The organism is Kocuria sp. HMSC066H03, from assembly GCF_001812045.1.
Taxonomy (GTDB): Bacteria; Actinomycetota; Actinomycetes; order Actinomycetales; family Micrococcaceae; genus Kocuria; species Kocuria rhizophila.
On the sequence record NZ_KV807509.1, the window covers coordinates 436,148 to 447,701 of the forward strand.

Sequence of the window (11,554 nt, forward strand, 5' to 3'; positions counted from 1 at the left end):
CCACCGGTCACAGCAGGAGATTCGTGATGGGTGTCTGCGACGTTCCCGTGATTTCGACCGTCTGCGACGTGGCCGGCGAGGCCGCCGCGACGGTCGTGGCCGCCCCGTTCGACTGGCTCGCCCAGGCGATGGGCGGCGCGGCCGGCTGGCTGATCGAAGCGATGTGGGCCGTGTTCGACACGACCACGCTGGTCGATGTCCAAACGGACGGATTCACCAGCGTCTACAACCTGATCTTCGGCATCGGCGTCTTCCTCGTCCTCATCTTCTTCTGCCTACAACTCATCACCGGGCTGATACGCCGAGACCCGACCGCCCTGTCTCGCGCGGCGCTCGGCGCGGCCAAGTCGGTGCTGGGCGCGTTCGTGGTCGTCACGCTGACCGCGCTCGCCCTGGAAATCGTGGACCAGCTCTGCATCGGCATCATCCAGGCCTCCGGCGAGACCACCGGGACGATGGGCGACAAGATCATCCTGCTCGCCGCCGGGCTCAGCGGCATCAACATCGCCGCGCCCGGCGTCGGCGCGATCGTCACGATCTTCCTGGCCGGGCTGATGATCGCCGCCGTCGCGATCGTCTGGTTCAGCCTGCTGATCCGCAAGGCGCTGCTGTTGGTCGGCGTGGTGCTGGCGCCGATCGCGTTCGCCGGCGCCTCCTGGGACGCCACCAAAGGCTGGATCGGGAAATGGGCCGCGTTCGTGATCGCCCTCATCATCAGCAAGCTCGTGCTCGTCGTCATCTTCTTGCTGGCGATCACGCAGATCGCCACCCCGATCGAGCTGGACATCGCCGCCGTCACCGAACCGATCACCGGCATCGTGCTCATGGGCATCGCCGCGTTCGCGCCGTACATGGTCTACCGCTTCGTCTCCTTCGTCGGCTTCGACCTGTACCAGCAGATGGGCACCGAGCAGGAGGCCAAGAACGCGCTCAACCGCCCCGTCCCGATCCCATCCAAGCCCCAAGGCGGTGGTGAGCCCAAGAAAGTCCTGGATGACCCCAAAGGCGGGGGCGAGCCGGGAGGCGGATCGGGGGGCACACCACCGCCTCGCTCGCCCACGCCGGCACCCGCACCGGCCGCGGCCGGCGGGGGTAGCGCGGCCGGTGGCGGAGCTGCTGCTGGCGCCGGAGCGGGTGCCGCGGCTGGCCCGCTGGCGGCGGTCGTGGTCGGCGCGAAGGTCGCCAAGAACGCCGCCGAAGCCGGGCCGAAGGCCGGGCACGCGGTGGCCGGTCAGGCCGAGACCGCCGCGGACGCCGCGAGCGGGGAGAACGGCGGCACCCCGCCGCCGTCGCAGACGCCCCCGCCGTCCACGCCGCAGCCGAGGACGCCCACGGAGCCGTCCAACCCCACGGCATCGCCGCGGGGCAAGGAGTGACCGCCCATGCCCACCACTGAACAGAAGACACCCGGTAGCGAGCTGACGCCGATGAAGTTCAGCAGACTCACCCGCCGGGGCGTGCTGCTGGGGCTCTCGGTCGCACAGCTCGTCACCCTCGGTATCGGCGGCCTGAGTCTGCTGGCCGCGTTCTACGGCGGTGCCGGGATGCTGCTGGCCTACACCGCCCCGGTCTGGCTGCTCGCCGTGGTGCTGACCTGGGTGCCCATCGCCGGGCGGCCGATGGTCGAATGGCTCCCGGTCGCCTGCTGGTGGCTGTGGCGCTCCACCTGCGGGCAACTGCTCTACCGGCGGCGGATCGTCAAGCCCCGCCCGGCCGGGAGTCTCGCGCTGCCCGGCGACATGGCCCGGCTGCGGGAGCACCTGGACCCCGAGACCGGGGCGTGCATGATCCACGACCCCCGCCAGGCGACCTTGACGGTCGTGACGGAAGTGACCCATCCGGCATTCATCTTGCTCGACGCCGGCGAGCAAGAGCGCCGCGTCACCTCATGGGGACGGGTGCTCGCCACGGTCTGCCGCTCGGGGAGGATCGCGACCCTGCAAGTGCTCGAACGGACCCTGCCGGACTCAGGTAGCGGGCTGGCGGAGTGGTGGGCCGAGCACGGCACCGACGACGGCTCCTGGGCCGCGACCACCTACCGCGAGCTGATCGAACGGGCCGGCCCCGCCGGGGAAAGGCACGCCACCACGGTCAGCCTCTCCCTGGACATGAAGGTCGCGGCTCGACAGATCAGGACCGCCGGCGGCGGCATCCGCGGTGCCGCCGCGGTGCTCCGTCAGGAGATGGCGACCCTGACCGCGGCGCTGCGGTCTGCGGACCTGACCCCATCGGGGTGGCTCGGCCCCGGTCAGGTCGCGGTCATCCTCCGCTCGGCGTACGACCCGGCCGTGGCCGCGACCTTGGAGCGCCACGGGCGGCTCGGGCAGGAACTCGCCGCCGCCGGCCCGGTCGCGGTCACCGAGACCTGGGGCAACCTGCGCACCGACTCCGCGTGGCACACCGTGCTGTGGGTCTCGGAATGGCCCCGCAGCCTCGTCTATCCGGGGTTCCTCGCCCCGGTGCTGCTGTCCACCGGCATCCAACGGTCGGTGTCGCTGATCTACACCCCGATGCGCTCGGACCAGGCGGCCCGTGACATCCGCAAGAAGAAGGTCGAACACATCTCGGATGCGGCCCAGCGCGCCCGGATCGGGCAGATCGAGGACGCGGCCCAGACCGCGGAGTACCTGGACGTGCTGCAACAGGAAGCCGACCTGACCGCCGGCCACGGCGTGCTGCGCGTCTCCGGTCTCATCTCCGTCTCCGCCCCCAGCCTCGACGAGCTTGAAGCCGCGGTCGCCGCGATCGAACAAGCCTCGATCCAAGCCTCCTGCGAGACCCGAAGGCTCGTCGGCCAGCAAGCTGTCGCGTTCACGGCGGCCGCGCTGCCGCTGTGCCGCACGGTGTGACCGGCGCGCTCACCTGGCAGGCATCCCACCCTCGTTGAAGGAGGCCCGTGATGCCGACATACACGAACCCGACCAGCGATGCCAGCGATGCCTACGAGGCGTTGCGCGGTCTGGCTCACGCCAGCCGTAGCTTCGAGGACCCGTCCGAGACCTACGTCGTGATCGGTGAGCTGTTGGGCGGGCTGCGATCGCTGCGGCAGGTGCTCGACCAGCTCGCCGCCGCCCATCTGAGCCGGCAGCATCACGTCACCGACGAGTCCCGCGAGTACAGCGGCGGTGCGGCCGAGGCGCTGGCCGCAGCGGATGAGCTGCACCAGGCCGGCACGCTCATCGACCAGGCCGACGACCGCCTCAGCGCGGCCATGACCCACTCGGGCCGGATCGTGTGGAACCCGCAGGACCGGATGGTGGAGCGGTGGGTCGGCGTCGTGTTCCTCCAAGGTGAGGAAGCCGACCGGGTGATCGACCTCATCGACGCCCACGGGGTCGAGGCGGGGATCGAGCATCTGTCGGCGTGGGACTACGGCGAGGAGACCACGAACGCCGCCTTGGAGAACGGCGACGTTCACGACACCGCCCCGGTCTATCCCAGTGACCGGCAGGCCGAGACCGGCGACTACGCGATGACCTACAACCCGATGGCCGGGCACGTCGCCCTGTACCGGCGGCACCTGATCCGCGCCGAGGACGCCATCGACAAAGAAGCAGGGGCGCACGTCCCGGCCCGCCGCCCGACGACAGGCCGTGAGCGAGAGACGGCCGGGCGGCGTAGCGCCGTCCGTGACGGGGGCTGGTTCGAGCATCCCGGCGTTGCCGCGGTCAAGCAGGCCCGCGGGCTGTCGCTCTGACGTAGCCGCCGCCGAGACGCGTCGGCGCGCACCTGCCCGCCATGAACAGCACAGACCCCGCCGCTCCGATGTCCCGGCAAGCGGGGACGCTCACCTTGACCGTCTGGCCGGACTCGCCGCTGGGCGAGCACCAGCGATACGCCTACCGCATCGAGGACACCGCGACCGGGCAGACGATCGACGGCCGGGACCTGTTCACCGGCGCTGGCGCCCCGGTCGCCCTGGACCGCGCGATGCGCGACCTCGCCGCCTACCTGACCGCGGCCGGCGACGCACGGCAGTACGCCATCGACAACCCCGGCAGCGGGCCCGAGCACGAGGGCCTGTTTCCCGGATGGGTCGCTGAGGCCGCTCGTCAGAACGCGGACGCGCTGGCCCTGCTCGGCATCGAGGACCCGCCGCAGCCCAAGCCGGGCATGCCACGGCAGCCTCGCCCGGCGCCGGACTCGTCATGGTTCGACCGTCCCATCGGCGGTTGGGTCTCCGGGACGCGGGGGCGGTCGTTGTGAGCCGGGGCGAGAAGCTGCATACCGCTGTCCTCGTCGCTCCCGCCTCGGAGCGGCGTCGGCTGCGCAAGCAGCGGCGGCAAGCCGCCGCCCGCCTCGTCGCCGAGCAGCGTCACGTCGAGAAGGAAGCGGCCCAGGCCAAGGCCGCCGCCGAACGGGCCGAGCGCCGCGCCACGATCTACCTGCCCGCCGCCGGCGAGTCCGGCCCGGCGGCGCTGAGGACACCGGGCCGGTTCCGGGTGCCCCGGCATCAGGACACCAGCGCCGTGCTTGCCGGGCAGTACCCGTTCCTGGCCGAAGCCGGGCTCGGAGCCGCGGGAATCTTAATCGGCCAAGACCTCTACAGTGGCTCATCGTTCGTGTACGACCCGTGGGAGTTGTACCGCAGGGGCATCATCACCGCGCCGAACCTGATCCTCGCCGGGATCGTCGGCTCCGGGAAATCCTCGCTCGCCAAGAGCCTCTACACCCGCAGCCTGCCCTTCGGGTACCGCGTCTATGTCCCCGGCGACCCCAAAGGCGAGCACTCCGGCGTCGCGGAAGCAGTCGGCGGGAAAGCGATCATCCTCGGGCACGGGATGGGCAACAGGCTCAACCCATTGGATGAGGGCTACCGGCCCGGCGGCCTGTCCGACCAGGAGTGGGCCACCACCCTCGCCGCGCGACGCCGCGATCTGCTCGGAGCCTTAACCGAGACGGTGCTGGATCGGCGGTTGGCGCCGTTGGAGCACACCGCGATCGACACCGCCCTGGCCGGCGCGGTCCGCGACACGGACGTGCCGATCCTGCCGATGGTGGTCGACCGGCTGCTGCGCCCCGACCCTGCCGACGACCCGGACGGCCGGCTCACCGAGGACGGCCGCCAGGTCGGCCACGCCCTGCGCCGCCTGGTAGCCGGGGACCTGGCCGGCCTGTTCGACGGGCCGAGCACCGTCAGGTTCGACCCGTCCCTGCCGATGGTCAGCCTCGACCTCTCGCGCGTCAGCGAGAACAGCACGCTGATTTCGGTGCTGATGACCTGCTCATCCGCATGGATGGAAGCCGCCCTGCTCGACCCCAACGGGGGCCGCAGATGGGTCGTCTACGACGAGGCATGGCGGCTCATGTCCCACCCGGCGCTCCTGCGCAGAATGGACGCGCACTGGCGGCTCGCGAGACACTACGGGCTGGCAAATCTGCTCGTGTTCCACAAGCTCACCGACTTGGAGAACGTCGGCGATGCTGGATCGGCGAACCGGGCGCTGGCGAACAGCCTGCTGGCGAACGCGGAGACCCGGATCGTCTACCGGCAGGAAACCGATCAGCTCGGCCCCACCGCCGTCGCGCTCGGGCTGACCGGCACCGAACGCCGCCTGCTGCCCGGACTCGGCACCGGGCAAGGGCTCTGGCGGATCAAGGACCGGGCCTTCGTCGTGCAGCACCAACTCCACCCCGCCGAGCTGGCTGCATTCGACACCACCGCCCGCATGACCGGCAAAGGCTAGAAGCTCGCCGGGTTCCTGAACGTTCGTCGGGATTCCTGACGGTTCATCGGTCGGACTGACGGTTCTTCGGGATCGCTGAACGGTTCCTCCCGGAGTCGTGACCGGCCCGGCCGGGAACCCCCGTGCGTCCAGCGGCCCTCGACTGTTGTCGGTGGGTGCGGGTGCACCTGGCGGCATGAGGAAACCCGAGCCGCAGCCTGAGCCTGTCCCGGTCTCCATTCCGCTCGTCGTGCTCGATGTGCGCGAGGACGGCACCGTGACCGTCACCGTCGACGGGAAACGGTTGGACCCCGACCCTTTCGCGCCGCCGTGGCGGCGTTCCTCGTTTGGGCAGATCATCGACCGGGCCACGAACGACCGGACGACACCGGCCAGGGTCGAGGTCCGCGAAGCGGATGGCACGACCTTCACCGACATCATCGCCGCCCGTCGTCGGCGTTCCCGTCCCCAGCCCGAACCGGAACCGGAGGCGCCGGCCGGGCCGGTGTTCCACACCGTCGAGGGCGAGGGGTTCGTTCCCGGCGAGGACGTGGCGGTCGCCGTTGTCACCGGGCACACCGACGCCGCCCACACCGGCACCGCGCGCGCCCTCATCGACCCGGCCGGAGTCAGTGTTGACCAGACCGGCGGGGTCATCGAGGTCATCCTGTTCGGCCGCGTCTCCGGCACCACGATCATCCGGCGACTGCCGTGAACGAGCAGGGCCGGCAGACCGGCTCATTCGGGGACGAGCTGACCAACGCCGCGATGATCGGGCTGGTCGTCCTGTTCGGCGTCGCGCTGATCCTGCGCGCCGCTGGATCGGTGGCCGCATTCCTGACCGGCACACCGCAGCCGGCCGGCGATCCCGCCTCCGGGGTCGGAGTGCTGTTCCGCCCCGGCGAACCCGCCGCGGCGCTCGACGCGGACGGCCTGAACCCGGTCGTCTACTGGATCGTCGCCGGGCTGCTGCTCGCCGTCCTCGTGACCGGCGGGCTATGGGCGTGGCTGCGGCTGCGCCGCCACACCCACCGGATCGAAGCCGACCCGCGCCGCATGGCCGGAATCGCCACCCGGCACGAAGTCGCCGCCGCTGCGTCCGAGAAGGCGCTGCTGCGCCGCGCGGGAAACCTGCGCCCCGGTCTGAGCGACCCACGGCCGCAGGACGTGGGCTACCGGCTCGGCACCTCCAAGGGCACCGGCGTGTGGGCCTCGGTCGAGGACTCGATCATGGTCATCGGCCCGCCCCGCTCCGGGAAGGGCCTGCATCTGGTGATCCCGGCCATCCTCGACGCGCCCGGCGCCGTCGTCGTCACCTCGACCAGACCGGACAACCTCACCGCGACCATGCGCGCCCGCCGCCGGATCGGCCCCGTCGCGATCTTCGACCCGCAACACTTGGCCGAGGGCCTGCCCGCCGGTCTGCGCTGGTCACCGATCCGGGGCTGCGAGTCGCCACAGACGGCGATGATCCGCGCCACCGGGCTCGCCGCCGGCACCGGCCTGTCCGCCGGCGGCGTCGACGGCGGAGGCTTCTGGGAAGGCAAGACACGCGCCGCGCTCCAAGCCCTGCTGCACGCGGCAGCGATCGACCACCGCCCGCCCGCCGAGCTGTTCCGATGGACCCTCGACCCGACAGCGGCCGCTGACGCGGTGGCGATCCTGACCGGCTCCACCCAGGCGGCAACCGGGTGGGCCGAGTCCCTGGAAGCGATGATCGACTCCGACCCCCGCACCCGCGACTCCATCTGGCAGGGCGTCTCCCTGGCACTCGGCTCGCTGGCCGACCCGCGCGTGCTCGATGCCGTATCACCCGGCCCCGGTGAGGGCTTCGACCCCGAAGCGTTCATCCGCGACCGGGGCACGATGTTCATGCTGGCAACCGGGTCCGGTGCGGGAGCCAGCGCCGCGCTGGTCGCCGCGCTCGTAGAAGACCTCATCGAGACCGCCCGCCGCCTGGCCGCACGATCAGCCGGTGCCCGGCTCGATCCGCCGATGCTGCTGGCCTTGGACGAGATAGCCAACCTCTCGCCGTTGCCCTCCCTGCCGACGCTCATGGCCGAAGGCGGCGGCTCAGGGATCACCACCATGCCGGTGCTCCAATCGCTCGCGCAGGCGCGGGACAAGTGGAACGAGCACCAGGCGAACGCCATCTGGGACGCCTCCATCGTCAAGGTCATCCTCGGCGGCGCATCCAACAGCCGCGACTTGCAAGACCTGAGCGCCTTGGCCGGCGAACGCGACGAATACACCGACTCCGTGACGCTCGGTGACCACGGCAGCCGCTCCAACCAGCGCTCCGTGCGCCGGGTGCCGATCTTCCCGCCCGACCGCATCCGCCGGCTCCCGTTCGGGACCGGGATCGTGCTGCTGCGCTCTGCGCCACCGATCGTCACCGACCTGCACCCCTGGCCCAAGCGCCCCGACGCCAGCCAGCTCACCGCCGACCGTGCCGAGATCGAAACCCTGCTCCGTCGCTCCGACACCTGAACGCCGGTCGCAGCAAGGAGCACCTGCCCGCCACAACGGCCCGGCACGAACCGGCGCCGGAGAGCAGACAGGAGCACAGCATGTCCGACGAACCCCGCGGCGACGCCACGATGAACGACGTTCCCGACTCGGATGTGGATCAGATGGACGACGACGGCTACGACGAGCCGTTGATCGCCGAGCCGCCGCACCCGATCAACTGGAACCTGCTGAGTGCCGAGGACGCCGAGGCCGAGTGGTTGGAGCTCAACCGCTGGGTGGACTGGCTGCGCCACACCTACGGGCTCCCCGCCTCCGTGATCCCGCCTGCGTGGCACATGCACCCCGAGCTGCTGTGGGAGCTGAGCGCGCTGCACCTGCACTGGCTCTGCGCCTACGACCCCGACCAGAACGGCAGTGCGCCGCTCGGTTGGCACCGCGACTTCGCCGACGCCCGCCAGCGGCTCCGCGAATGGGTCGCCGCCTGCGGCACCCGGCTCGACCACGACCGCCCCACCAGGCAGACCGTCTGGCCCGGTGAGGAACCCGGCGACCCGATCGAGGACATCCCGATCACCGACCGCGACGCCGAGTTCGTGGAGTTCGTCATGGCCGACGTCCAGGCCCGCCGCGAGGCCGAGGAAGCGTTCTACCGCGACCTCGACCCGGACACCGGAGAGATGTCGTGAGCGACAAGACCGAGGCACTGGTCGTCTCGCCGTTGCTGGACAGCCGGGAGGTCGCGGCGTACTTGAAGGTCTCGGAGTCCACGCTGTCGCGGTGGCGCTCCGCAGGCACCGGGCCGCCGTTCCTGCGGCTTGGCGGGATCGCCCGGTACCGGCTCGATGCCGTGGATCGCTGGCTGGCTGAACTGGAACACGACCATGCCTCGGAGGGCTGAGCCGCAGCCGACCGCCGAGCCCAAGCCGGTGCCGCCGATCGGGGTGAAGGTCTCCACGGACATGGAGCGGCGCTCCTATGGCATCCGTGCCCGCGCCCGGTGGACCGACCCGACCACCAAGCGGCGTGTCATCCGCTCAGAAATCGTGCGGGACGAGGCGGCGGCGCACGAGTTCTTCGACCAGCTCCGCAACTCATCGACCAAGGGCATGGACGTGTCCATGACGCTGCTGGAGTTCGTCACCTCCATCGGGGACAGGTGGGCGCGGGGCCTGGACCCGACCTCCACGGGCGAGACCTACGGGTACGGGTTGAAGCTGCGCGTGCTGCCGGCGCTTGGGCATCTGCCGGTCACCCAGATCACCGCCGGGATCATCGACCGCACCATCGATGGGTGGGAACAGCGTCACGGGGCGTCGACCATCAAGAACACCATCGCCCCACTGGTCCGCGTGCTTGACGAAGCCGTGCGGGACGGGCTGATCCAGATCAACCCTGCGAAGAACCGCGCCAAGCGGAGCCTGAACCGCAACGCCTTCCGCGGCCAGTCCGCCGAGCAGTCCTCGCCGCGGGCGCACGCGATCCCGGACATGAAGACCCTCAACCGCCTCGCCAGCGCGTGCGGGAAGATCCATCAGTCCTACAGCGACTTCGTGATGCTCGCCGCGCTGCTCGCCGCACGGTCCTCGGAGGTGTCCGGGCTACAGGTCGGGGACGTGGACTACGGCAAGAACCTCGTCGTGATCCGCCGACAGGTGTTCCCCGGCAAAGGTGGCCTGGTCACCAAGCCGACCAAGAGCCGCAAAGAACGCCGCGTGCCGATCCTCGAACCCCTGCGGCCCGTACTGGAACGCCTTACCGAGGGCAAGCAGCCCGAGGACTCGTTGCTGGTCGGGCCGAAGGGCGGCTACCTCACCACCGCGACCGTCCGCGACGCCACCAACTGGAACGGCGTCGTCGCGAAGCTCGGACTGCCGGACCTCACCCGGCACGGCCTGCGCCACACCGGGGCGACCTGGATGGCCGACGCAGGCATCCCGTTGCACGTCCTCCAAGACATCCTCGGGCACGCCTCGATGGAGACCACCCGCGGCTATCTCCACCCCGATGACCGTCACCTCGCCTCCGCCGCCGAGCAGGCCAACGCGTTCCTCTCCGTCGCCGGACAGCGCAAGCACGCCCGTCAGGGTCGAGTGATATGACAACGGTCTGCGCCCGAGGGCGTGGTTTTCACCCTCTCCCAGATGCGTCGGTGCGGGGCCACGGGCTTATGTACTCGGTCCCCGCGATCCGCCCATAGGAACTGGCGTGCTGTCTCACAAGCCTGGAGAGTGGATCACGTGGGAAGGCCACTTCTGACATCTCCGGGACTGCTACCGACCCGTCGCCACCTTCTCGAAGTTGACGGATCGATCGTCTGCTCACCTCGTCATGACGGTCCCGCGGGTGGGGATTCTCGCCTAGAAACCAGAAGTGTCCTGCAACCTGATCTGCCGCTTGGAGATCCTCGGCAGTTCCGTCGTGGTCGGCGGTTTCGGCGTTGAGACGCTCTTTGACTCCTTGGCTGTAGGTGCGGAGTTCCAGTGAGGCGATCGCAATGGCATAGAGCAGTACCAACTCGCTCGCGTAGTGGTCGTAGTGAGGCGACGCTCCGTCTAGGTGACGGCCATACAGCCGTACGTCGCTGTTCGTAACAGGGTGCGCGTAGCTGGAGAGAAATCTGTAGTGGACGCTGAGTCGCCCGGAGTCGGCAGCGTCGATGAGTCCGTTCTCTTCGAGGTTCTCCAAGAGCGCGGACCACCTGAGGTACACAAGCCAGCGAGCTTCGTTCTCACTAGCGCGACGTCGTAGTTCATCTTTGGTGAGGAAGCCGTCATCCTCTTGGTCAGCGGGCTTTCCTAGAAGACCGTCGTACTCGTCGATCAGGAAGTAGTAGATACTCAGCTTTTCCTGGGTGCCGTGCTCATCAGGAGCCGAGAGTACTCCCCGCCATCGGATGGTCACGTCACCCTTCTTTGTGCGGGTCCAAGTGTGGATGTTGGCCGCCTAATCGGCGCCTGCCGCTCGATCCCGCTGCCACTCTTCCCAGGTCTCATCTGAAACCGAACGCATGCGCTCCACATACGTGTCGCCGAGAAAGACCAACCAGTCGAAGGCTGCGTGTTCAAGACTGAACCGTCCCCGGTTTGATGCCGCTTCCTTTCGAGTCTGGAAGGAAGATGTTGATCATGCCGAAGAGGATTCCGGAGGAGACGAAGCAGCGCGCAATCAGGCTCGTGCTCGATCATCTCGATGAGTACCCCAACCTGACGGCTGCGTGCGGAGCTGTCTCGGCCCGCTTGGGATTCGGGACGGAGTCGCTGCGCCGCTGGGTGCGGCAGGCGCAGGTCGACGCTGGCGACCGGCAGGGCGTCACGACGAGCGAATCGGAGCGGATCCGCCGACTCGAGCGGGAGAATCGTGAGCTGCGCGAGGCGAACGCGATGGCGGATTCAACCGGTGGTCGCAACGAGTTCCGC

The 11,554-nt window shown here is 69.6% G+C and carries 12 protein-coding genes; 11 read left to right on the top strand and 1 reads right to left on the bottom strand.

What is annotated here, in order from left to right:
- Positions 1–26 precede the first annotated feature (26 nt).
- From HMPREF2833_RS10780 to HMPREF2833_RS10825, 10 genes are all read left to right on the top strand, one after another.
- Positions 27–1,376 carry a TrbL/VirB6 family protein gene (locus HMPREF2833_RS10780; RefSeq protein ID WP_070638109.1) on the top strand — a complete coding sequence of 450 codons (1,350 nt, stop codon included), beginning with the start codon at positions 27–29 and terminating at the stop codon, positions 1,374–1,376.
- A gap of 6 nt (positions 1,377–1,382) precedes the next feature.
- On the top strand, positions 1,383–2,849 hold the full coding sequence (locus HMPREF2833_RS10785) for an SCO6880 family protein (protein ID WP_070638112.1): 1,467 nt from the start codon (positions 1,383–1,385) through the stop codon (positions 2,847–2,849).
- A 50-nt stretch (positions 2,850–2,899) separates the two neighbouring features.
- The gene (locus HMPREF2833_RS10790) at positions 2,900–3,697 is read left to right on the top strand and encodes a hypothetical protein (RefSeq protein ID WP_070638115.1); all 798 of its coding nucleotides are present in this window, start codon (positions 2,900–2,902) and stop codon (positions 3,695–3,697) included.
- 41 nt (positions 3,698–3,738) lie between these two features.
- The gene (locus HMPREF2833_RS10795; protein ID WP_141756187.1) at positions 3,739–4,206 is read left to right on the top strand and encodes a hypothetical protein; all 468 of its coding nucleotides are present in this window, start codon (positions 3,739–3,741) and stop codon (positions 4,204–4,206) included.
- Positions 4,203–5,687 (top strand): ATP-binding protein, encoded by a 1,485-nt coding sequence (locus HMPREF2833_RS10800; protein ID WP_070638584.1) that lies wholly within the window; start codon positions 4,203–4,205, stop codon positions 5,685–5,687. The genes HMPREF2833_RS10795 and HMPREF2833_RS10800 overlap by 4 nt, the downstream gene beginning before the upstream one ends.
- A 175-nt stretch (positions 5,688–5,862) precedes the next feature.
- Positions 5,863–6,381 (top strand): hypothetical protein, encoded by a 519-nt coding sequence (locus HMPREF2833_RS10805; protein WP_070638121.1) that lies wholly within the window; start codon positions 5,863–5,865, stop codon positions 6,379–6,381.
- A 53-nt stretch (positions 6,382–6,434) separates the two neighbouring features.
- Positions 6,435–8,156, top strand: coding sequence for a TraM recognition domain-containing protein (locus HMPREF2833_RS10810; protein ID WP_070638588.1), 1,722 nt, complete (start codon positions 6,435–6,437; stop codon positions 8,154–8,156).
- A gap of 80 nt (positions 8,157–8,236) precedes the next feature.
- Positions 8,237–8,824: a hypothetical protein gene (locus HMPREF2833_RS10815; RefSeq protein WP_101888496.1), complete on the top strand. Its 588-nt coding sequence runs from the start codon at positions 8,237–8,239 to the stop codon at positions 8,822–8,824.
- Complete coding sequence (locus HMPREF2833_RS10820; RefSeq protein WP_070638122.1) at positions 8,821–9,036, top strand: helix-turn-helix transcriptional regulator; 216 nt, start codon at positions 8,821–8,823, stop codon at positions 9,034–9,036. The genes HMPREF2833_RS10815 and HMPREF2833_RS10820 overlap by 4 nt, the downstream gene beginning before the upstream one ends.
- Positions 9,037–9,097: 61 nt before the next feature.
- A complete protein-coding gene (locus HMPREF2833_RS10825) occupies positions 9,098–10,237 on the top strand; it encodes a tyrosine-type recombinase/integrase (RefSeq protein WP_246829128.1) in 1,140 nt (379 codons plus the stop codon).
- Positions 10,238–10,265: 28 nt separating this feature from the next.
- On the opposite strand, the gene HMPREF2833_RS12455 is transcribed toward HMPREF2833_RS10825, so the two are convergent.
- A complete protein-coding gene (locus HMPREF2833_RS12455; protein ID WP_141756188.1) occupies positions 10,266–11,039 on the bottom strand; it encodes a hypothetical protein in 774 nt (257 codons plus the stop codon).
- Between the two features lie 224 nt (positions 11,040–11,263).
- Here HMPREF2833_RS12455 and HMPREF2833_RS10830 point away from each other — a divergent pair.
- Positions 11,264–11,554, top strand: a 291-nt coding sequence (locus HMPREF2833_RS10830) for a transposase (protein ID WP_070638594.1), incomplete at its 3' end; no start/stop codon positions are given.